We start from the raw sequence: 21,152 nt of genomic DNA, 5'->3' as shown, positions 1-21,152 counted from the left end.
TAAGACTCCCAGCGCCGATGGTACTGCAGGGGCGACCCTGTGGGAGAGTAGGACACCGCCGGACACCTTCAACGGAATGGCCACCCCGAACGGGTGGCCATTCCGCATTTAACACCCCCACAACACCACACGGCATCCGCACCCAGTGCGATGGGAAGGATTGTGCACATGGCACGAGACGATCGAGGCGCTCGAGGAGAAGATCGCGACGATTCCCTACGTGGTTCGGGTCGCGAGGGCGACCGACCAGGTTCAAAGGGTGGACGGCCCGATGGCGGCCGACCGGAGCGGCGCCCGTCGACACCGGAGCGGCGCCCGTCGACGGGGAAGGGTGCGGGACGGGACGGGCGGTACGGACGGCCTCGGTCCAACGACTCGGGCTCGGCCCGCCCGCAAACCGGCGGTTCGTCTGGCGAAGGGCGGGGCAGGCCCGACAAAGGCGTCGGCGGTTTCCGAACGGGGATGAATGGCTCGGGTGCCCCTCACTCGGGTAATCGTGACCGTGCTGGTCGGGCCGGCGATGGGACGCGCGCCGACGGCGCGCGTGGTGGCCGGAATGATGGGCGTCCGGCTCGCGATGGAGGCGGCGACGGTCGCCGCCCGTACGGGGAGCGCCGTGCTGGAGCGGGGGAGCGCAGTCAGGGCGGTACTCGAGGCGACTACGGCGACCGGCGCCGCGTCGACCGCCCGACCGGGACCGGCCAGGGCCGATATGGCAAGCCGGCTCAGGGCGGTGCGCGTGGTGCCGGTGGCCAGCGTCGGTATGGCGAGCGGGCTTCGGGTGGTGCTGGTGGTGAGCGTCGGTATGGCGAGCAGGCTCAGGGTCGTGAGCACGGTGCCGGTGGTCAGCGTCGGTATGGCGAGCAGGCTCAGGGTCGTGAGCACGGTGCCGGTGGTCAACGTCGGTATGGCGAGCGGGCTTCGGGTGGTGATCGTGGTGCCGGTGGTGAGCGTCGGTATGGCGGAGGACGTGACCAGGCTGGAGGCTACGGGCGCGAGGGAGGCGCGAACGGCGCCCGGCGTTACGGGCGTGACAGCGATCGTGACCATTCGCAGAGAGGTGCGCGGCGTGGGCACGACGACGCTCAGAGCGGTGAGCGCGGATTCGCGCCACGGAGCGTGCGGCCGCGGCACAACGATCCCGAGCTGCCCGAATCGGTCACGTCGAAGGACCTCAACAGGGCGGCTCGCAACGAGCTCAAGACGCTCAGCAAAGAGAACTCCGAAGAGGTCGCGCGGCACTTAGCCATGGCATCCCAGCTCATCGGCGAAGATCCGGAACTCGCGCATCGGCATGCGTTGGCGGCTGCGCGGCGGGCAGGACGAATTGCGATCGTTCGCGAGACGCTCGCGATCACGGCGTACGAGACGGGCGACTTCGCTCTCGCGCTGCGCGAGCTTCGTACGTATCGACGCATTTCGGGCAAGAACGATCAGCTGCCCCTGATGGTGGACAGTGAGCGGGGCGTCGGTCGGCCGGACCGGGCTCTCGAGGAGGGGCGCTCCGTTCCGCGGTCGGAACTGCCGAACGAGGTGCAGGTCGCGCTGGCCATTGCGATGTCCGGAGCGCGTCTCGACCTCGGCCAGACGGATTCCGCTCTCGCGGAGCTCGAGATCCCACAGCTGGATCGGCGGCGTGCGTTTTCGTACAGCCCAGCGCTCTTCGACGCGTACGCGACCGTGCTGGAGGACCTCGGTCGCGGCACCGAGTCCGAGGACTGGCACGGCCTCGCGGAACGGGCACGGGCAGCGCTCGGACAGAACGACGAAGACGTCATGGAGGTCGAGGACGAGGACGGGGACGGAGGCGAACACGAGGACGACCGCGGGCCGGTGGTCGCTGATGAGCGCGATGACGACGGTGGGCTGGTGGTCGCCGATGAGGCTGAGGGCGACAAGGAGCTGACGGTCGATGATGCGGCCGAAGCCGAAGCCGAAGCCGAAGCCGAAGCCGAAGCCGAAGCCGAAGCCGAAGCCGAAGCCGAAGCCGAAGCCGAAGCCGAAGCCGAAGCCGAAGCCGATGCCGATGTTGAAGTTGAAGTCGGAGCCGGAGCTGGGGCTGGGGCTGAAATCGAAGTCGAAGTCGAAGTCGAGCTCACCATCGTCGGTGGGTCTGGTGGCGAAGGCCACGAGCCGGCCGCTGATGATCAGGCTGCTGGCGCCGATCGCGGTGTCGCGGTGGGCGAGGGCGCGGCGACGGATGCGGATGGCCCGCGAGGGTCGGCAGCCGAAGGGCGTGGCGGTGGGGAGTGACGGCCGGCGCCGGCTGTTCCGCCGGGAATCGGAGCGGTCGCCGCTCGACGGTGTCGACGTCATCCTCGCCGATCTCGACGGCGTGCTGTACTCGGGAGCCGAGCCGGTTCCGCATGCGACGGAGGCGCTGAAGCACGCGCAGGTAAAGGGTGTGAGAGTGGGATGCCTCACCAACAACGCATCGCGCACCGACCGGTCCGTCGCCGACCACCTCACCCAGCTGGGGTACGCGGTGCACGCCGACGACATCATCACCTCGCCTCAGGCGGCCGTGATGATGTTGCGCGAACTCATCGAGCCCGAGTCCACAGTGCTCGTGGTCGGGGGCGACGGACTCGTCTCCGAACTCGACAAGGCCGGATACCACGTGACGCGGTCGGCAGAGGACCGTCCGGCCGCAGTCGTGCAGGGATTCGCGCCCGATGTCGGGTGGGCGCAATTGGCGGAGGCGGCCTTCGCCCTGGCAGACGAATCCGTGCAGTGGGTGGCCACCAACACGGACTGGACGCTCCCGCAGCCACGCGGGGTGGCACCGGGGAACGGTACCCTCGTCTCCGCCGTGCACACTGCCGTCGGTCGTCTGCCTGTCGTCGCGGGCAAGCCGGAACGGGCGATGTACGACCTGGCAGTGCAGCGATTCGGTGCCAAGTCGCCGCTGGCGATCGGAGACCGGCTCGACACGGACATCCTCGGCGCGAACAGGGCAGGCGTGCCATCGCTGCTGGTACTCACCGGCATTGACCGGGCGAAGCAGGTGCTTGCCGCAGCCGAGGACGAGAGACCCCGGTACCTGTTGTCCGACCTCCGTGAGCTCGACGAGCCGTATCCCGCCGTGAAGATATCGCGGGCGGGGGACGCGGTCGAGGTGCGCGGGGCATCCGTGCGCCTCGAAGGCAGTGCGGTGCGTATCCTGCGCCGGGGTGACCGGGAGATAGACCTTCTGCGCGCCGCCAGCACGCTGATCTGGAACAGCGGCCGACCCATCTACGCGCTCGAAGTTCCCGAGGAGCTGTACACCTAGAGGCGATTCAGCGGTGGGCGCCCGCCGGCTGCGTGGTGGGGAAGTCTGCGGCGATTGAGACTTTCGCGTGGGCTAGGTGCGACGTCGAGTCGATTGAGTCTTTGAGCGGCGCAGGCTCGCTGATGACGGCCCTCGCGGTACCGTGGACTGATGTCTGAAGAGAGCGAATCGGTGCACGACGGAGACGACGGTCTCTTGTCGAGACTGCGCCTGATCGAGGAGCGTCCGCTCGACGAGCGTGCGGGCGCGTACACACGCATCCATACGGAGCTCGCCGAGGTGCTCGAGGGCCAGGACGATCACCGTCAGGATGCCTGAAGATCCCGCAGGCGCCATCGACCCTGCAGGCGTTTGTGCGGTCAGCGCCGGCGCGACGAACAGTGAGCTGCGTCTCGACGCTGCGGTGACCGCTCGCGGGCTTGCGCGCTCCCGCACCCACGCGGCACGACTCATCGCCGAGGGACGGGTCAGCGTGGACGGCCGGCCGGCGGTCAAGGCATCCGCTCGCGTGCGTGAGACCAGCGCGATCACCATCGAGGTGGCGGATCACTATGTGAGTCGCGGCGCGCACAAACTCATCGCCGCGCTGGACGGGTTCGGCCTGGAAGACGCGATCCGGGGTGCCACGGCACTCGATGTCGGGGCATCCACCGGTGGCTTCACGCAGGTGCTGCTCGAGCGCGGGGCCCGGCGCGTGATCGCGCTCGACGTGGGGCATGGACAGCTCGCGCCATCCATCGCGGCGGACTCCAGAGTGACGGTCGCCGAGCGCGTCAACGTTCGATACCTTGACGCGGTGGCGCTCGGCGAACTCGCCGATGGTGAGGCGGTCGGGGTCGTCGTGGGCGACTTGTCGTTCATCTCGCTGACTATGGTGCTTCCTCCGCTGGTGGCAGCGGTCGGACCGGACGCGGAGTATGTGCTCCTCGTGAAGCCGCAGTTCGAGGTGGGGCGCACCGGCATCCGTGAGGGCATCGTGCGCGATGCCGCGCTCCGGGAGGATGCCGTCTCCTCCGTCATGTGGGCGGCGTGGGACCTCGGTCTGCCGACCGCCGGCATCCTTCCGTCCCCCATCGCCGGAAGCCACGGCAATCGTGAGTACCTCTTGCGGCTCAGCACACGGGTGGGCCGGCATCCGACAGAATGGTTGAACGACATCGGCGCGATGGTGGGAGAGTGAGCGTGGGCAGACCCGGGCGGTACTTCCTCGTGGTTTCGCACACCGGGCGAGGGGACTCGATCCAAGCCGGCATCCAGGTGTGCCGGCAGCTCATCGCCGCCGGAGTCGTGCCGGTTCTCGGCGCGGATGAGCGTGCCGAGCTCGTGGACGCGGCATCCGATCTCGCGTCGCTCGCGGTGCTCGGCGACGACGTGATGCCCGAGCAGCTCGAACTGGTGATCGTGCTGGGTGGCGATGGCACCATCCTGCGCGCAGCGGAGACGGTGCGCGACTGCGACGTTCCGCTACTGGGCGTGAATCTCGGTCATGTGGGATTCCTCGCCGAGATCGAGCGGGACGACCTGGAACTGGCTGTGAGCCGCGCCGTCGCCAAGGACTACACGGTGGAAGAGCGCATGACGTTGTTCGTGCGCGTGAAGAGCGGCACCGAGGCCATCTACACCAGCTGGGCGCTCAACGAGGCGAGCATCGAGAAGGCCAGCCGTGAGCGCATGATCGAGGTCGTCGTCGAGATCGACGGGCGGCCGCTGTCGAGCTTCGGATGCGACGGCGTGGTGATGTCGACCCCGACCGGGTCGACGGCGTACTCGTTCTCGGCCGGCGGCCCCGTGGTGTGGCCGACCCTGGACGCCCTGCTGCTCGTGCCGTTGAGCGCACACGCGCTCTTCTCGCGTCCGCTCGTCGTGGCCGCCGACTCCGTGCTCGCCGTCGAACTGCTGCGCCGCACAGACACTCCGGCCGTGCTGTGGTGCGACGGCAGGAGGGCGTTCGACCTTCCGCCCGGCGCGCGCGTGATGGTCGCGCGATCCGACACTCCGGTGAAGCTGGCGCGCCTGCATACTGCACCGTTCACGGACCGGCTGGTGCGCAAGTTCAACCTGCCGGTCACCGGCTGGCGAGGACCGAACGCGTGATCGAGGAGATCTCGATACGCGACCTCGGCGTGATCGAGCACGCCAGGCTGCCGCTCGGGCGGGGATTCACAGCGCTCACCGGCGAGACCGGCGCAGGCAAGACCATGGTCGTGACCGCGCTCGGGCTGCTGCTGGGGCAGCGGGCCGACAGTGCGGTCGTGCGGTCCGGCAGCGCGCAGCTGTGGGTGGAGGGACGGTGGCGCGTTCCGGCCAGTGGCGAGGTCGCCGAGCGGGTGCGGGATGCCGGCGGTGATCTCGATGACGCGGGTGAGGCATCCTACGGCGAGCTCGTCTTGAGCCGCTCCGTGGCCGCCGAGGGCCGTAGTCGCGCCGTTGTCGGCGGTCGTGGTGCGCCCGTGAGCGTGCTCGGCGAGCTCGCCGACCAGCTCGTGGTGGTGCACGGGCAGTCGGATCAGATCAGGTTGCGGTCGGCGACGGCTCAGCGCGACGCCCTCGACCGGTTCGCCGGGGCGCCTCTGATCGAGGCGCTCGACGCGTACCGTCTAGCGTTCCGGCGATGGAGCGCGAACCGTGAAGAGCTGTCAGAGCTCGTGGATGAGCGGGATCGCCGCGCGCGAGAGGCGGACGACCTGCGGGTGGCGCTGAGCGAGATCGAGGCGCTGGCTCCCGAGCCGGGCGAGGACGAAGCGCTGGCGGAGCAGGCGGATCGGCTGACGAACCTGGAGTCGTTGCGCATCGCGGCATCGGTCGCTCGGGAGGCGCTGTCGGCGGAGGACTCGGAGGGGCCGGATGTGCGGGGGCTCCTGGAGACGTCGCGTCGTGAGCTCGAGCGGGCCGGGGCCCACGACCCGGCCCTTCAGACGCTGGCCGATTCGATCGCCGGACTCGGATTCCAGGTCGAGGATGCCGCAGCGCAGCTCTCCACGTATCTGGCGGCACTCGACGCGGACGGTGCACATGACCTGGAAGTGATCCAGGAGCGTCGTTCCGAACTCACTGCGCTCGTGCGCAAGTACGGCCCGAGCCTGGACGAAGTGCTCGAACGCGCGGCGACCGGCGGAAAGCGCCTGGCGGAACTGGAAGGCGACGAGGAACGCATCGAGCAGCTGACGACCCTCGTCACGGAAGGCGAGGCGGAGGTCGACCGTCTGGCGGCATCCGTCTCCGAACTGCGTTCGGCGGCGGCCGACGAACTCGCGGCACGGGTGACTGAGGAGCTTGCGGCACTGGCGATGGCGGATGCCGCGATCATCGTCGAGGTTCAGCAGCGCGACGACTACGCCCTCGCCGGCCGCGATGCCGTGTCGATCCTGCTGCGACCGCACGCCGGTGCGGAGCCGCGGCCGCTCGGCAAGGGAGCGTCCGGCGGCGAGCTCTCCCGGGTGATGCTCGCCATCGAGGTGGTGCTGGCCGGGAGCGATCCGGTGCCGACGTTCGTGTTCGACGAGATCGACGCGGGCGTGGGCGGGGCATCCGCGATCGAGATCGGCCGGCGTCTGGCGAAGCTCGCCGAGAGTGCACAGGTCATCGTGGTCACGCATCTCGCCCAGGTCGCCGCGTTCGCGACCAACCACCTCTCGGTGGTGAAAGCGGGCGATGGAACGGTGACAGCGTCGAGTGTGCGCCAGCTCGACGGCGACGATCGCGTCTCCGAGATGGCCCGGCTGCTGTCGGGGCTCACCGACTCGGAGAGCGGACTCGCGCACGCGCGAGAACTCATCGAGCTCGCTCGGGCGGGCGCGGTGCTTCGGGTTGCACCGTAACCCCGACGAGACGGCGGTTTGGTCCCGTCGCCGGTTCCGGCACGGCGCGGGGCGATGTGACGGCCGTGGGATCGGGAGGGTCGCGGTAGAGGTCGGGAAAGGCCTCCGCTCCTAGCTCCACCGCGCTGATAAGATGAAAGCCCGTGGTGGAAAAAACTGACACGGGCTCCTCGAACGACACAAGCAAACCGAACGGCACTACCAAGCACATCTTCGTGACAGGTGGTGTCGTTTCTTCTTTGGGCAAGGGCCTCACGGCCGCCAGCCTCGGCAACCTGCTGACCTCCCGCGGCCTACGGGTCGTCATGCAGAAGCTGGACCCGTACCTCAACGTGGACCCCGGGACGATGAACCCGTTCCAGCACGGCGAGGTCTTCGTCACCGACGACGGTGCCGAGACCGACCTCGACATCGGGCACTACGAGCGTTTCCTCGACATCAATCTCAGCCAGGCCGCGAACGTCACCACCGGGCAGATCTACTCGCAGGTGATCGCCATGGAACGCAGGGGCGAGTACCTCGGCGACACGGTACAGGTCATTCCGCACATCACCGACGAGATCAAGCGCAGGATGCGGCTGCAGGCATCCGACGACCCCCAGCCGGACGTGATCATCACGGAGATCGGCGGCACCGTCGGCGACATCGAGTCGCAGCCATTCATCGAGTCCGCAAGGCAGGTGCGTCACGAGCTCGGGCGTCAGAACTGCTTCTTCGTGCACGTGTCGCTCGTTCCCTACATGAATGCGTCGGGCGAGCAGAAGACCAAGCCGACGCAGCACTCGGTTGCCGCGCTGCGCTCCATCGGCATCCAGCCGGACGCACTCGTGCTGCGCAGCGACCGCCCGGTCTCCGAAAGCAACAAGAAGAAGATCGCCTTGATGTGCGACGTGGACGAGCGTGCTGTCGTGAACGCCGTCGACGTGCCGAGCATCTACGACATCCCGAACATGCTGCACGACCAGGGGCTCGACGACTACATCGTCGACCAGCTCGGGCTCTTCGCCGAGCAGCCCGACCGGGAGAGCTGGGACACTCTGCTCAAGGTGGTGCACGAGCCCAAGCACGAGGTGACCATCGGCCTGGTCGGCAAATACGTCGACCTGCCTGATGCCTACCTCTCCGTCACCGAGGCGCTGCGCGCCGGCGGGTTCGCCAACCGGGCGAAGGTGAACCTGCGCTGGATCGCCAGCGACGGATGCCAGGAGCCCGAGGGTGCCGCCCGCGAACTGGCGGACGTCGACGGGATCTGCGTGCCTGGCGGATTCGGCATCCGCGGCATCGAGGGCAAACTCGGTGCGCTGCGGTTCGCGCGCGAGAACGGCATCCCCGTGCTCGGGCTGTGCCTGGGGCTGCAGTGCATGGTGATCGAGTACGCGAGGAACGAGGCCGGTCTCGACGGGGCATCCTCCAGTGAGTTCGACCCCGACACGCGATACCCGGTGATCGCCACGATGGCCGAGCAGGTGGAGATCATCGCAGGCGGCGACCTGGGCGGGACGATGCGGCTGGGTCTGTACCCGGCGACACTGCAGGACGGATCGATCGTCTCCGAGCTGTACGGCGCGGAGACGGCGTCGGAGCGGCACCGCCACCGGTATGAGGTGAACAACAATTTCCGCGAGCAGATCGCCGATGCCGGGCTGGTGTTCTCCGGCACGTCGCCGGACCGGCACCTCGTGGAGTACGTCGAGCTGCCGCGCGAGACGCACCCGTTCTACGTCGGGACGCAGGCGCATCCGGAGCTGCGTTCGCGGCCGAACAGGGCGCATCCGTTGTTCCGCGGCCTCATCGCCGCAGCCCTGATCCGTCAGGAATCCACGCGCTTGTTCGAGGTGAAAGAGGATGCCTGACGCCGCGTACGACGACCTCGCGGACCAGCCGTACACCGGGTCGGTGACCGACTCCGAAGTCGTGTACCGCGGTCGGGTCTGGGACGTGCGACGGGACATCGTCGACCTCGGCGAGTCCACAGTGGTGCGGGAGTACGTCGACCACACCGGCGCCGTCGCGGTGCTGGCGCTCGACGACGAAGACCGGGTGCTGCTGATCAGGCAGTACCGGCATCCGATCCGCTCGAGGGACTGGGAGCTGCCGGCCGGTCTGCTCGACCTGGCGGGAGAACCGCCGCTGGAGGCTGCGAAACGGGAGTTGGCCGAAGAGGCGGACGTGGTCGCCGATCGCTGGGACGTGCTCGTCGAGTTCGCGAGCACGCCGGGCGGAAACAACGAGGTGATCCGGGTGTATCTGGCCAGAGGCGTGCGGGCGGCCGATGAGGTGTTCGCCCGGGAGGACGAGGAAGCCGACATCGAGGTGCGCTGGGTGCCGCTCGAGGAGGTCGTGCGCGGTGTGCTCGAGAGACGGCTGCGCAACGCGCCGCTCGCGATCGCGTCGCTCGCGGCCGTCGCTGCGCGTGAGAACGGCTACGCCTCGCTCGGCGCGGCGGACGAACCGCTGCGGCGGGGATCGTGGCTGACTCGTTCGCTCGACCTGCACGGTGGCTCTCCTGACGCATCCGTGGCGGGGTCGGTCGATCGACTCAGTGCGGAGGACGCCTCGCGATGACGCCGGAGGCCGCGGTCCAGGCGTACCTGCGGCACGTCGGTATCGAGCGCGGGCTCTCGCGCAACACCGTCGCGGCGTACCGGCGTGACCTCGGTACCTATGCCTCCTGGCTCGCCGAGCGCGGCATCGGCGACATGGGCTCCATCGGCTCGCACCAGGTGGACGACTACGCCCGTCACCTGGTGACGCGCGGAGAAGCGGATGCTACGCAGCGGCTGGGCGCGGCATCCGTCGCCCGCATGCTCTCCACGGTGCGCGGCCTGCACAGCTTTCTGCTCGATGAGGGTGAGGTGCAGGAGGATGCCGCACGTGATGTTCGGCCCCCGAAGCTGCCGTCGCGGCTGCCGAAGGCGCTGACCCTCGCCCAGGTGGAGGCGCTGCTGGCGGCCACGGACGGCGACGAGCCGGGCCGGATGCGCGACAAGGCGCTGCTGGAACTGCTGTACGCGACCGGCGCGCGAGTCTCCGAGGCCGTCGACCTCAACGTGGACGACGTGATCGATCGTGACGTCATCCGGCTCACCGGCAAGGGCAGCAAGCAGCGCATCGTGCCTCTCGGCCGGTACGCGCGCGAGGCGGTGGACGAGTACCTCGTGCGGGTGCGGCCGGTGTACTCCGCGCGCGGACACGCGACCCCGGCGCTGTTCCTCGGCGCCCGTGGCGCGAAGCTGAGCAGGCAGAGCGCGTGGCTGATCATCAGAGCGGCGGCGGAGCGCGCGGAACTGACGGCATCCGTGTCGCCGCACACGCTTCGGCACTCCTTCGCCACGCATCTGCTGGAGGGCGGAGCCGACGTGCGCGTGGTGCAGGAGCTGCTCGGCCACTCGTCGGTGGCGACGACGCAGATCTACACCTTGGTCACGGCCGACACGCTGCGTGACATGTACACGACGGCTCACCCGCGGGCGCGATAGCCCGGAACGGCGGTGTTCCTGACTGTTCACCATGCGGATGCTCGATAGACTCGGACGCGAATCCAGGGCCCGATTGATCAGGGTCCGATTGACCAGGGCCTGAATCGAGCGGAGGAGTCGTGGCGCGTATTCCAGCCGACGAGCAGGAATTGCCGGGCTTCGGCGGCACTGTCGTCGAAGAGCTGGGCCCGACGGGGCGTCCGCTGCGACAATTCCCGACCCCTCCGGCACTCTCTCAGCACGGACCAGCGCGGGTCATCGCCCTGTGCAACCAGAAGGGCGGAGTGGGCAAGACCACCTCGAGCATCAATCTCGGTGCGGCACTGGCCGAGTACGGACGCAAGGTGCTCGCCATCGATTTCGACCCGCAGGGCGCGCTGTCGGCCGGCCTCGGCGTCGCCACCCACGAGGCGGTCACCATCTACGACCTGCTGCTCTCCAGTGCGCACGACCCCTCCGAGGCGATCCAGCACACGGCGACCCCGGGACTCGACGTCATCCCGGCGAACATCGACCTCTCCGCAGCCGAGGTGCACCTCGTGAACGAGGTCGCACGAGAGCAGGCGCTCGCCCGAGTTCTGCGGAAGGTGGCGGGAGACTACGACGTCGTCCTCATCGACTGCCAGCCGTCGCTGGGCATCCTCACCGTCAATGCGCTCACGGCCAGCCATGGCGTGCTCATTCCTCTGGAGTGCGAGTACTTCGCGCTGCGCGGCGTGGCCCTGCTCATCGAGACGATCGACAAGGTGCGCGAGCGACTGAACCCTGCGCTCGAGCTCGACGGCATTCTGGCCACCATGTACGACTCGCGCACGCTGCATTCTCGCGAGGTGCTGGAGCGCGTGGTCGACGCGTTCGGCGACGAAGTGCTCGAGACCGTCATCACACGCACGGTGAAGTTCCCCGACGCCACCGTGGCCGCGACCCCGATCACTCAGTTCGCGCCGGAGCACCAGGCGGCCGACTCCTACCGTCAGCTGGCGCGGGAACTGGTTTTCCGTGGCGCCGCCGCCTGAGCCGTCGGCGCAGCACGACGCACAGGATGTCGTCGAGAGCGATGTCGTCGAGGGTGCAGCCGTGGAGGGTGCCGCCGACGAGAGCGTACAGGGTGCAGAGGGTGCACCCTCGTTCCGGGTCGCGCTCGAGGTGTTCCAGGGGCCGTTCGACCTGCTGCTGAGCCTGATCGGCCGGCACGAGCTGGACATCACAGAAGTTGCACTGAGTCGGGTGACCGACGAGTTCATCGCCTATCTGAAGAACATCGACACCGCCGACGAACTCGATCAGGCGAGCGAGTTCCTGGTCGTGGCGGCGACCCTGCTCGACCTGAAGGTGGCCGGACTCCTGCCGCAGGGTGAGCTCGTCGACGCCGAGGACGTCGCTCTGCTCGAGGCACGTGACCTCCTTTTCGCCCGGCTGCTGCAGTACCGCGCGTTCAAGGAGGCTTCGACGTGGTTCGGGCAGCGCCTCGAGGCGGAGTGGGCCAGGCATCCGCGTTCCGTACGGCTGGAGGAGAAGTATCGCTCCCGCGAGCCCGAGCTGAAGTGGACGCTGAGCGCCGACGACTTCGCGGCGATCGCCGAGCTGGCGTTCGCGCCGAAGGCGATCCCTGTGGTCGAGCTCGATCACCTGCATGCGCCGCTCGTGAGCGTTCGGGAGCAGGCCGCGCTCGTGGTGGCGCGGCTGAGGCGCGGCACACCGTACACGTTCCGTGAGCTGATTGCGGGCGCGGACCGGAAAGGTGTGGTCGTGGCCCGATTCGTGGCCGTGCTGGAGCTGTACCGGTTCGCTGCGGTCGCCTTCGAGCAGCTGGAGCCCCTGGGCGAACTGACCATCAGGTGGGTGGCGGATGCCTGGTCCGACGAGAATCTGGCGAACCTGGGAGCCGACTATGGATGATCACGAGCAGCCCTTCGACCTTCAGCAGCCACCGGAATCGCCTGGCGTGAACACTGCGTTGCCGCTCGAAGACGCTGCGCTGCCGCACGAACCGCTGCACGCGTACGACGTACCGCGCGCCATCGAGGCGGTGCTCGTGGTGGCGGATGCGCCGCTCCCGCTCGTGACGTTGGCGACCGCCGTCGGCGCTCCGGTCGCCGCTGTGCGGCAGGCGATCGACGGCCTCGTGGCCGACTTCGACGGTGAGAACGGGGGCCCGGTGCGGGGCTTCGAACTGCGCGAGGTCGGGGGTGGATGGCGACTCTACGTGCGCGCCGAGTACGACGGCCTCGTCACGGACTTCGTCAGCGAGCAGGCGCCCGCCAAGCTGTCCCAAGCGGCTCTGGAGACGCTGGCCGTGATCGCCTACAGGCAGCCGATCACCCGCGGCGCCATCGCGTCGATCCGTGCGGTGAACGTCGACTCCGTGGTTCGCACACTGCTCTCGCGCGGCCTCATCACAGAGCTGTTCACGGATGCCGAGACCGGTGCGATCAACTACGGCACGACCGACCTGCTGTTGCAACAGCTCGGCGTCAACGCGATCGAGGAGCTACCGCTCATCTCGCCGCTGCTTGCCGATGGGGCGGAAGGGTTCGAGGGCGATGTGCGCTGAGCGAGTCGGTCGTGCGGCCGGCAGTCCGGAAGCCGGCAGCGGTGACAATGCCCGCGTCGCGAGCGCCGGTTCGGAGGCCGGCGAGCGATTGCAGAAGGTGATGGCCGCGGCAGGGGTGGGGTCTCGCCGGATGAGCGAGCAGCTCATCGTCGAGGGCCGTGTGCGCGTGAACGGCGAGACGGTGCGCGAACTGGGCACCCGCATCGACGCTGCCGTCGACCGGCTGGAGGTGGACGGCATGGCCGTGCAATTGGATGCCTCCAAGCACTACATCATGCTGAACAAGCCGACCGGCGTGGTCAGTTCGATGCGCGACGACCGAGGCCGCCCCGACCTGACGCAGTTCGCCGATCGTTATGAGGTGCGGCTCTTCAACGTCGGCCGGCTCGATGCCGACACGAGCGGCCTGCTGCTGCTGACCAACGACGGCGAGGTGGCGAACGTGCTCGCGCATCCGTCGTTCGGGGTGACAAAGACATACATCGCGACGGTGCAGGGGAGCGCGGTGCCTGCCACGATGGCGAAGCTCATGCGAGGCATCGAGCTGGACGACGGGCCGATCACTGCGGACAAGGCGCGGCTGGTGCAGACTTCCGGCGGGCAGAGCATCGTGGAGGTGACGCTGCACTCGGGCCGCAACCGCATCGTGCGGCGCATGCTGGACGCGGTCGGGCTTCCGGTGACGGCGCTGGTGCGACGCCAGTTCGGGCCGCTGAAGCTCGGCGGCCTACGGTCGGGCGCCACGCGTGAGTTGACTAAAATCGAGCTCGGCCAGGTGCTCACTCTTGCCAGGTCGAAATCGGAGCGAACGTGAATCAGAACCATGCCGCGCGCCTCGACGGCAGCGTGCGTGTCGTGGGGGCCGGGCTGCTCGGCGCGTCGATAGGACTGGGCCTTCGGGCGCTCGGCGTCGACGTGATCCTGGCGGATGCCTCGCGCGCCGGGCTGAGTCTGGCGATCGACTACGGTGCGGGCCGGCTGCCGCGCGAGGGCGACGCCCCGTCGCTGATCGTGGTGGCGGTGCCGCCGGATGCCACGGCATCCGTCGTCGCTGCCGAGTTGGCGGCGTTCCCGGATGCGACGGTCACGGACGTCGCCAGCGTGAAGGCCGCGCTGCTCACCGAACTCGAACAGCTCGACACCGAGCTCGGACCGATGGATCTCAGTCGGTACGTCGGATCCCACCCGCTGGCCGGCCGGGAGCGCGGAGGCGCGATCGCTGCCCGCGCAGACCTCTTCATCGGACGACCGTGGGTGGTATGCCCGCGACCGGAGGTGCCGCAGGAACGCGTTGTGGCGATCGAGCACCTCATCCTCGATCTGGATGCCACACCGGTCACGCTCGCCGCCGAGGAGCACGACGCGGCCGTGGCGCTCGTCTCGCACGCGCCCCAGGTGGTGTCGTCGCTGATGGCCAAACGGCTGGACGGGGCTCCGTCGGCCGCGCTGGCGCTGGCCGGGCAGGGTGTGCGGGATGTGACGCGCATCGCATCCAGCGACCCGGAACTGTGGGTGCAGATCCTCTCGGCGAATGCGACGGCCGTTGTGGACATCCTGCGGGCGTACCGCGACGACCTCGACGGCGTGCTCGACGCGCTGACGGATGTCGAGGCATCCGGCGCCCGCCGCGCGATCGCCCAGGACCTCGCCGCCGGCAACGCCGGTGTGGCGGGGCTGCCAGGCAAGCACGGACAGGATCGCCGTTACGCCGGCATCGTCGTCATGGTGGACGACCGGCCGGGCGAACTGGGGCGGCTGTTCACCGAACTGGGTGAGATCGGCGTCAACATCGAAGACCTCAGGCTGGAGCACTCGCCAGGGGCGCAGATCGGCCTGGCCGAGATCGCTGTGCTGCCCGAAGTGAAGACCCGCGCCATCGAGGACCTGTCGGCACGAGGATGGAGGACCGCAGGATGAGTGAGCGCACTCCCATCGTCGTCGCCGTGGACGGACCGGCTGGCAGCGGCAAGTCCAGCGTGAGCAAGGCTGCAGCAGCGCGGCTCGGCTTCGCCTTTCTCGACACCGGTGCCGCCTACCGCGCGCTGACGTGGTTCGCGATGCGGCGCGGCCTCGACGTGACCGACGCAGGCGCCGTTGTCGGTGCCATCGCCGACTTCGAGTATCGCATCGACACGGCATCCGGTCGCTCCCCATCGCACGGCCGTCACGCCGAATACGGCGCGCCGGAACCGGCGATGCGGGCCCAGCGCGTCTTCGTGGGCGAGACCGACGTGACCGCGGACATCCGCGATCCGGAGGTGTCGGCGCGGGTGAGCGCGGTGGCGCGCATTCCCGAGGTGAGACTGCGGCTGAACGAGCTGTTCCGCAGTCTGCTGTCGAGCACCGATCGCGACGGGATCGTGGCCGAGGGCCGCGACATCACGACCGTGGTGGCTCCGGATGCTCCGGTGCGCATCCTGCTGACAGCGACACCCGAGGTGCGCGCGGCGCGCCGCGCCGGCGAGCTCGACGGGCACGCCGCAGCGGATGTCGCCGCACAACTGCACGCCCGCGACCACGCCGACCTGCAAGTGGTCGACTTCATGACCGCTGCCGATGGCGTGACCACTGTGGACTCCACCGACCTTGACTTCGATGCGACCGTCGACGCCGTGATCGACGTGATCCAGGCCGCGCGCCCCGCTGGGCCCCCATCGCCGGTTCCGGCGCGCCGTCTACGGCGTGACGGCCGTGCGATAGGGACCGACCCGTCCCGAGGAGGAACGGATGTCTGACTCCCACCATGCCGACAGCAGTCGGCCCGAACATGCCGGCGACGAGTTCGAGGCCGGCCCCGACGATCTCGCCGAACGACTGGCGAATGTGGACGACGACCTCGCCCACCAGCGCGCCAATGCGCTGCGGGCCGGGCTCGAAGACTACGAGCTCGACGACGCCGACCTCGACGTGCTGGATGCCGTCACCGAGAACCCGGACGAGATCCACTACCTGCCTGCGCTGCCCGTTGTGGCCATCGTGGGGCGGCCGAACGTGGGCAAGTCGGCACTGGTGAACCGCATTCTCGGCCGCCGCGAGGCGGTCGTCGAGGATGTGCCGGGTGTGACCCGCGACCGCGTCACCTACCAGGCCGAATGGAACGACCGCCGGTTCAGCGTGGTCGACACCGGAGGCTGGGAACCGGACGCCAAGGGCATCGACGCATCCGTCGCCGCTCAGGCCGAGATCGCGATCGACCTCGCCGACGTCGTGCTGTTCGTCGTCGACGCGAATGTGGGCGCGACATCCACCGACGAGCACGTCGTTCGCCTGCTGCGCAAATCGAAGAAGCCTGTGTTCCTTGTGGCGAACAAGGTGGATGACGCCAGACAGGAACCGCACGCCACCGAACTGTGGTCCCTGGGACTCGGGGAGCCGCGGCCGGTGAGCGCCCTGCACGGCAGGGGGGTCGCCGACCTGCTCGACGATGTGCTGAAGGTGCTGCCGACGGAGTCCGCCTTCGCGCAGCGCGAGATCGGCGGACCGCGCCGCGTCGCGATCGTCGGACGGCCGAACGTGGGCAAGTCCAGCCTGCTCAACAAGGCGGCGGGGGAGGAGCGCGTCGTCGTCAACGAGCTCGCGGGCACCACCCGTGACCCGGTGGACGAGCAGATCGAGCTCGGCGGCCGCGTGTGGCGGTTCGTCGACACCGCGGGCATCCGTCGCCGCGTTCACCTGCAGCAGGGCGCCGACTTCTACGCCTCCCTGCGCACGAGCACCGCGCTGGAGAAGGCGGAGGTCGCGGTGGTCGTGCTCGATGTGAGCGAGCCGATCAGTGAGCAGGATGTGCGCATCATCGACCTCGTGCTGGAGAGCGGTCGTGCGCTTGTTCTGGCGTACAACAAGTGGGACCTGCTCGACGACGATCGGCGCCGCTACCTCGAACGCGAGATCGAGCAAGACCTCGCGCACGTGTCGTGGGCGCCGCGAGTGAACATCTCCGCGCGCACCGGACGGCATCTGGAGAAGCTCGTGCCTGCACTCGAGACGGCGCTCGATTCGTGGGACACGCGCATCCCCACCGGCAAGTTCAACGCGTTCCTGGCCGAGCTGACGGCGGCGCATCCGCACCCGGTGCGAGGCGGCAAACAACCGCGCATATTGTTCGGAACGCAGGCGTCGAGCCGTCCGCCGACGTTCGTGCTCTTCACGACCGGATTCCTCGACCCCGGCTATCGCAGGTACATCCAGCGCCGCCTGCGCGAGCTCTACGGCTTCGAGGGAACGCCGATCGTGCTCAACATGCGCGTGCGGGAGAAGCGTCGCCGTTAGGGCGACGCTTCCACAGGGCCCATTTCCGGGCCCTGCGCCGTAGCCGCCGCGGCCGTCTCGGCCGCGGTCGGCCAGCAGAGCGGCTCTGCCACGCGCCCGATGCGGGAAAAGCGACGCCGCAAGTTTCGCGAGACTAGCCGTATGCGCTGAGACCAGCCGTGGTGCGCCTAGTGTCGGCGCATACGGCTAGTCTCACGAGAGGCGGCGGCGCCCGCGCTCAGCTCGCACCGCGCACCGCGTAGCGGTGCAGCGTGACGCCATCGGCGTAGGTCTGCTGCTCGAGCAGGTCGAGGTCTACCCGCGGGTGCGGGTCGTCGAACAGCGGTCGGCCCGAGCCGAGGACGACCGGATGCGTGAAAAGCATCAACTCGTCGAGCAGCCGGGCACGCAGGAGTTGCGTCGCCAGGGTCGCGCCGCCGACACCGATGTCACCGTCGGCACTCTGCCGAAGCGCGGCCAGCTGATCGATCGCGTCGTCCCCGCCGATGATGCGCGTGTCGTGGGATGCCGCGGTGCGGGTGCGCGACACCAGCACCTTGGGCATCGATGTCCAGATCTCGCCGTATTCGCGCAGAAAGGCGGGAAGCGATTCGTTCGTGCGGGCATCCAGCCAGAACGGGTCCATCATCTCGTAGACGACGCGTCCTTCGACGAACATCGACATCGCCTGTGCTCGCCGGTTGAACTCGCGGTGAAGCGGTTCGCCGATGCGGATCCAGTCAGGGCCTTCGATGTCGGAGTGGTCGCACGCCTGGTGCTCGATGTAGAGGTCGAGCGAGACGTTCATCCAGTACACGAATCGCGCGCTCATCTCAGATCTCCCCCTTCTTCACGGCTTTGCGCAACGCCTGGTAGTCCTCGACCGCCTGATCGGCGTAGGCGGATGCCCACTCCGCGATCGCGGAATCGAACGGGGTGCCGCCTCCGAGGTATCCGGCGATGAACGGAGCGGCGGGGGACTGGGCGTGGGCGCGCGCGAGCACTGTGCCGCAGGCATCCACGTAGTCGGCGAACGGACGGAAGTCGAGCGTCTCGGTGTCGATGGAGACGTTCTGGTCACGGAACTGGCGGATGTAGAAGGCGCGGCCGTCGTACTTCACCCAGCCGAGGAACGGGTCGCTGACCGCCTGCAGCACGTGCTGGCTGGCGACGACCCGGTGGCCGTGCTCGTCGGGCTCGACGCGGTCGCCATAGACCGGCGCCCATCCCGCCGTGGCGCCGCCGAACTCGACGGCGACGGACTCCACCGCTTCTTTCACCTGCAGCACGAGCGACTCGCCTGCCGGACCTGAGAGCACGATGATGTAGCAGCGTGTGCCGACGCTGCCGACACCGACGACGCGGCGCACGGCATCCGTCGGCACGTACTGCGACAGCAGCACCGCGATGTCGGATGGCACCGTCGAGAGGTAGTGCTTGACGATGCTCAGCACGCGTTTCTCGGTGGTCTCCGGCACATGCGCCAGCACGGGCGGATTCTCGACGATCGTCGTCGTGCCGTCGTCGGCGCGCTTGGTGATCTTGCGAACCACTCGTGCCGACGTGCGGCGGGACGCCGCATCGATGGCGTGATCGAGTACCTTCTGCGAGCTCGCGGCGCGCTGCCCCCTGTGCACGTCAGCCCGTATGTAGTAACGCTCCAGCACGCTCAGCTGGGTGATCTGGAGCATGGCGATGCGGTAGCTCGCGGCGGCCTCGAGGGCCGCCGTCTGCACCTTGGACTCCTTGAATCCGCGCTGCCTGGCCGCGACGACGACGCCGGTGACGAACCTCTTGACGTCCCACTCCCACGGGCCGTACGCGGACTCGTCGAAGTCGTTCAGGTCGAACACGAGCGAACGCTCGGGGGAGGCGTAGAGGCCGAAGTTCGCCAGGTGCGCATCGCCGCAGATGGTGACGTCGACGCCCGTGCGGGGTGCATCGCGCAGGTCGGCGGCCTGGATCGCGGCCGAGCCGCGGTAGAACGCGAACGGACTTGCGGTCATCCGCTCCAGGCGCAAAGGGATCAGCTCAGGCACGCGATGCTCGTGCTGCTGTCGAAGGATGCCGATGGGGTCGCGGTTCTTGGCGGGCGTGTACTCGGCGTGCCCTGAGCGCGGAAGCTGGCCGCGTGCCGCCTTGCCTGCGTCGAACAACTCCGCTGCGCTGTGGATCGCCTCATGCTCGAACCGAAGGCGTCCCTCGTCTGCGCTCATGGCATCAAGACTAGGGCGGTGCCGCACAGGTTCCATCGCGCGGAACGGATGATGCTGCGCGGGCTGCGTCTTCGGCGGTCGGAGGCTCCGTTGCCGGTTCGTTCAGAGTTCGAGACTGACGACGGCGCGACCTGGCTGCGGCCGGGAGACGACCTCGAACCCGGCGGCGACGAATGAGGAGAGCACACCGTGGAACAGCTCCGCCGACGACGCCTTTCGTTCGGCCGTGTCGACCGGGTATGCCTCCACGATCCGCGCACCGGATGCTCGTGCATGCTCGATCGCTGCGGCGAGCAGAGCGGATGCCACGCCCCGCCTTCGGAAGCCGACCCGCACGACGAAGCAGGTGATGGACCACACGCTCGAGTCGTCGTGCCGCTGTTCCGTGCGGCCCTGCGCGACGATGCGGCTGGTGCGCAGCCGCGGGTAGTCCGAACGCGGTTGCACCGCGACCCAGCCGACGGGCTCGTCGCCCGCGTAGGCGATCAGGCCGGGACCCGGGTCGTGGCGCGCCTGCTCGCAGAGCGCGGATTCGAGGGCCGGAACATCCGCCTGACGCCACTGCGCGTTCGACAGCTTGAAGAACTGGCACCAGCACGTCGCCGGGTCACCTCGAGTGCCGAACACGGTGCGCACATCGCTCCACGGCACGTCGCCGACCGGCACGACTCGGATGTCGGTCGTCGCTTCCTCGAACACCTTCGCCACCATGCCGCCAAGGTACCGTGGGCCGTCGACGTCGCGGGAGGCTGTCGACCCAGCTGAGCGAGTGTCGAAGTGTTCCTTGTCAACACGATGGTGCCGCCGCCCCTCCTGCGCCCTGTAAACTATCCAGGGCCGTCCGCGGACGGCTACGGGATGTGGCGCAGCTTGGTAGCGCACCTGACTGGGGGTCAGGGGGTCGCAGGTTCAAATCCTGTCATCCCGACAGGCGGGGTACCTGATTTGTCGTATTGCAAGATGACTTGACCCGGTCGCGTGTGGAGCTGGTGTTCTTACGCACTTTGTCCGTCCTTTCGGTGTGACGGATGACGAGTATTGATGATCAGTGTCCGAATGTTGGTGCGCTCGGCTCGCGAAGCGGGTCTACGCCAGCATGCTCGCTCGACGGGTCACGAAGAAAGTAGCGGGGGCTTTCGCTCCTCGGCGCCCGCGTGCAAGAGTTCCGTGAGCTACGCGATCGGCGCCCGCGAGGGGCGCAGCAACGCCGCTCGACGACAGGGAGGGCAGTCTGCCTGTCGCGGCGTCAGCGATCGGGGCGGCGCGTAGAAGGAGTGCAGGTTCCTTTGCGCGTGGGCTGGGATGAGCGAGAGCCGGTAACCGCCCGCCGTCCCAGTCGGCCTTGAGGTGATCTCGGTGGGCGATGTGTTTGGACATGCTGCGACGTTCATGCCGGTCGAGTGGGTTTGGATCGACAGGACTGTCAAGATAGTCGACGGGGTATCGCCCGATCGTGCAGACTCCAGATCCAGCCAGCTCAGTACATATCCGGCGTGAGGTTGACCCCTGTTCCCGGACAGGTGGTTGGTTGGTCAGGCTGCCAGTGTGAGCTGGCGGCGTTCG

At 68.5% G+C, this 21,152-nt stretch carries 20 protein-coding genes and 1 tRNA gene; 18 read left to right on the top strand and 3 right to left on the bottom strand.

Annotation, left to right across the window (positions count from 1 at the left end; translation table 11 throughout):
• Positions 1-466 precede the first annotated feature (466 nt).
• From ACYVDK_RS16895 to der, 17 genes are all read left to right on the top strand, one after another.
• Entirely contained in the window at positions 467-1,246 is a 780-nt protein-coding gene (locus tag ACYVDK_RS16895) for a hypothetical protein (RefSeq protein ID WP_460523895.1), read from the top strand.
• 287 nt (positions 1,247-1,533) lie between these two features.
• On the top strand, positions 1,534-2,253 hold the full coding sequence (locus ACYVDK_RS16890; protein ID WP_460523893.1) for a hypothetical protein: 720 nt from the start codon (positions 1,534-1,536) through the stop codon (positions 2,251-2,253).
• Positions 2,207-3,274 (top strand): HAD-IIA family hydrolase, encoded by a 1,068-nt coding sequence (locus ACYVDK_RS16885; RefSeq protein ID WP_460523891.1) that lies wholly within the window; start codon positions 2,207-2,209, stop codon positions 3,272-3,274. Before ACYVDK_RS16890 ends, ACYVDK_RS16885 begins: the two co-directional genes overlap by 47 nt.
• Positions 3,275-3,424: 150 nt before the next feature.
• On the top strand, positions 3,425-3,592 hold the full coding sequence (locus ACYVDK_RS16880; protein WP_460523889.1) for a hypothetical protein: 168 nt from the start codon (positions 3,425-3,427) through the stop codon (positions 3,590-3,592).
• On the top strand, positions 3,585-4,454 hold the full coding sequence (locus ACYVDK_RS16875) for a TlyA family RNA methyltransferase (protein WP_460523887.1): 870 nt from the start codon (positions 3,585-3,587) through the stop codon (positions 4,452-4,454). The genes ACYVDK_RS16880 and ACYVDK_RS16875 overlap by 8 nt, the downstream gene beginning before the upstream one ends.
• A 2-nt stretch (positions 4,455-4,456) precedes the next feature.
• Positions 4,457-5,368 carry an NAD kinase gene (locus tag ACYVDK_RS16870; protein ID WP_460523902.1) on the top strand — a complete coding sequence of 304 codons (912 nt, stop codon included), beginning with the start codon at positions 4,457-4,459 and terminating at the stop codon, positions 5,366-5,368.
• Entirely contained in the window at positions 5,365-7,092 is a 1,728-nt protein-coding gene (gene recN / locus ACYVDK_RS16865) for a DNA repair protein RecN (RefSeq protein ID WP_460523885.1), read from the top strand. Before ACYVDK_RS16870 ends, recN begins: the two co-directional genes overlap by 4 nt.
• 146 nt (positions 7,093-7,238) lie before the next feature.
• Positions 7,239-8,945 (top strand): CTP synthase, encoded by a 1,707-nt coding sequence (locus ACYVDK_RS16860; protein ID WP_460523900.1) that lies wholly within the window; start codon positions 7,239-7,241, stop codon positions 8,943-8,945.
• Complete coding sequence (locus tag ACYVDK_RS16855) at positions 8,938-9,657, top strand: NUDIX hydrolase (RefSeq protein WP_460523883.1); 720 nt, start codon at positions 8,938-8,940, stop codon at positions 9,655-9,657. Before ACYVDK_RS16860 ends, ACYVDK_RS16855 begins: the two co-directional genes overlap by 8 nt.
• Positions 9,654-10,571 carry a site-specific tyrosine recombinase XerD gene (xerD, locus tag ACYVDK_RS16850; RefSeq protein ID WP_460523881.1) on the top strand — a complete coding sequence of 306 codons (918 nt, stop codon included), beginning with the start codon at positions 9,654-9,656 and terminating at the stop codon, positions 10,569-10,571. Before ACYVDK_RS16855 ends, xerD begins: the two co-directional genes overlap by 4 nt.
• A 128-nt stretch (positions 10,572-10,699) precedes the next feature.
• Entirely contained in the window at positions 10,700-11,587 is an 888-nt protein-coding gene (locus tag ACYVDK_RS16845) for a ParA family protein (RefSeq protein WP_460523897.1), read from the top strand.
• Positions 11,571-12,470, top strand: a complete 900-nt coding sequence (locus ACYVDK_RS16840; protein WP_460523879.1) for a segregation and condensation protein A — start codon at positions 11,571-11,573, stop codon at positions 12,468-12,470. Before ACYVDK_RS16845 ends, ACYVDK_RS16840 begins: the two co-directional genes overlap by 17 nt.
• Positions 12,463-13,125 (top strand): SMC-Scp complex subunit ScpB, encoded by a 663-nt coding sequence (gene scpB, locus ACYVDK_RS16835; RefSeq protein ID WP_460523877.1) that lies wholly within the window; start codon positions 12,463-12,465, stop codon positions 13,123-13,125. Before ACYVDK_RS16840 ends, scpB begins: the two co-directional genes overlap by 8 nt.
• Complete coding sequence (locus ACYVDK_RS16830) at positions 13,115-13,939, top strand: pseudouridine synthase (protein ID WP_460523875.1); 825 nt, start codon at positions 13,115-13,117, stop codon at positions 13,937-13,939. Before scpB ends, ACYVDK_RS16830 begins: the two co-directional genes overlap by 11 nt.
• Positions 13,936-15,042 carry a prephenate dehydrogenase gene (locus tag ACYVDK_RS16825; protein WP_460523873.1) on the top strand — a complete coding sequence of 369 codons (1,107 nt, stop codon included), beginning with the start codon at positions 13,936-13,938 and terminating at the stop codon, positions 15,040-15,042. The genes ACYVDK_RS16830 and ACYVDK_RS16825 overlap by 4 nt, the downstream gene beginning before the upstream one ends.
• The gene (locus ACYVDK_RS16820) at positions 15,039-15,860 is read left to right on the top strand and encodes a (d)CMP kinase (protein WP_460523871.1); all 822 of its coding nucleotides are present in this window, start codon (positions 15,039-15,041) and stop codon (positions 15,858-15,860) included. The genes ACYVDK_RS16825 and ACYVDK_RS16820 overlap by 4 nt, the downstream gene beginning before the upstream one ends.
• On the top strand, positions 15,853-17,394 hold the full coding sequence (gene der / locus ACYVDK_RS16815) for a ribosome-associated GTPase EngA (protein WP_460523869.1): 1,542 nt from the start codon (positions 15,853-15,855) through the stop codon (positions 17,392-17,394). Before ACYVDK_RS16820 ends, der begins: the two co-directional genes overlap by 8 nt.
• Before the next feature lie 217 nt (positions 17,395-17,611).
• Here der and ACYVDK_RS16810 read toward each other — a convergent pair whose 3' ends face one another.
• The 3 genes from ACYVDK_RS16810 to ACYVDK_RS16800 all read right to left on the bottom strand — a co-directional run bounded on the left by ACYVDK_RS16810 (position 17,612) and on the right by ACYVDK_RS16800 (position 20,300).
• Complete coding sequence (locus ACYVDK_RS16810) at positions 17,612-18,205, bottom strand: dihydrofolate reductase family protein (RefSeq protein ID WP_460523865.1); 594 nt, start codon at positions 18,203-18,205, stop codon at positions 17,612-17,614.
• A 1-nt stretch (position 18,206) separates the two neighbouring features.
• Complete coding sequence (locus ACYVDK_RS16805; protein WP_460523863.1) at positions 18,207-19,589, bottom strand: DUF2252 domain-containing protein; 1,383 nt, start codon at positions 19,587-19,589, stop codon at positions 18,207-18,209.
• A 102-nt stretch (positions 19,590-19,691) separates the two neighbouring features.
• Positions 19,692-20,300, bottom strand: coding sequence for a GNAT family N-acetyltransferase (locus ACYVDK_RS16800; RefSeq protein WP_460523861.1), 609 nt, complete (start codon positions 20,298-20,300; stop codon positions 19,692-19,694).
• A 143-nt stretch (positions 20,301-20,443) separates the two neighbouring features.
• Between ACYVDK_RS16800 and ACYVDK_RS16795 the strand changes: the two genes are divergently transcribed.
• Positions 20,444-20,517 (top strand) — tRNA-Pro (locus ACYVDK_RS16795).
• Positions 20,518-21,152 lie beyond the last annotated feature (635 nt).

It is taken from the genome of Humibacter antri (assembly GCF_054777235.1).
The sequence above is the reverse complement of the archived record's forward strand: the minus strand, read 5'-3'. Positions and strand labels throughout refer to the sequence as shown.

Bases quoted from the DNA above. Each gene is read 5' to 3' on its own strand.
- ACYVDK_RS16895 (WP_460523895.1), top strand. From the start codon at position 467: ATGGCTCGGGTGCCCCTCACTCGGGTAATCGTGACCGTGCTGGTCGGG.
- ACYVDK_RS16885 (WP_460523891.1), top strand. From the start codon at position 2,207: ATGGCCCGCGAGGGTCGGCAGCCGAAGGGCGTGGCGGTGGGGAGTGAC.
- ACYVDK_RS16880 (WP_460523889.1), top strand. From the start codon at position 3,425: ATGTCTGAAGAGAGCGAATCGGTGCACGACGGAGACGACGGTCTCTTG.
- ACYVDK_RS16875 (WP_460523887.1), top strand. From the start codon at position 3,585: ATGCCTGAAGATCCCGCAGGCGCCATCGACCCTGCAGGCGTTTGTGCG.
- ACYVDK_RS16855 (WP_460523883.1), top strand. From the start codon at position 8,938: ATGCCTGACGCCGCGTACGACGACCTCGCGGACCAGCCGTACACCGGG.
- xerD (WP_460523881.1), top strand. From the start codon at position 9,654: ATGACGCCGGAGGCCGCGGTCCAGGCGTACCTGCGGCACGTCGGTATC.
- scpB (WP_460523877.1), top strand. From the start codon at position 12,463: ATGGATGATCACGAGCAGCCCTTCGACCTTCAGCAGCCACCGGAATCG.
- ACYVDK_RS16830 (WP_460523875.1), top strand. From the start codon at position 13,115: ATGTGCGCTGAGCGAGTCGGTCGTGCGGCCGGCAGTCCGGAAGCCGGC.
- ACYVDK_RS16820 (WP_460523871.1), top strand. From the start codon at position 15,039: ATGAGTGAGCGCACTCCCATCGTCGTCGCCGTGGACGGACCGGCTGGC.
- der (WP_460523869.1), top strand. From the start codon at position 15,853: ATGTCTGACTCCCACCATGCCGACAGCAGTCGGCCCGAACATGCCGGC.
- ACYVDK_RS16810 (WP_460523865.1), bottom strand. From the start codon at position 18,205: ATGAGCGCGCGATTCGTGTACTGGATGAACGTCTCGCTCGACCTCTAC.
- ACYVDK_RS16805 (WP_460523863.1), bottom strand. From the start codon at position 19,589: ATGAGCGCAGACGAGGGACGCCTTCGGTTCGAGCATGAGGCGATCCAC.
- ACYVDK_RS16800 (WP_460523861.1), bottom strand. From the start codon at position 20,300: ATGGTGGCGAAGGTGTTCGAGGAAGCGACGACCGACATCCGAGTCGTG.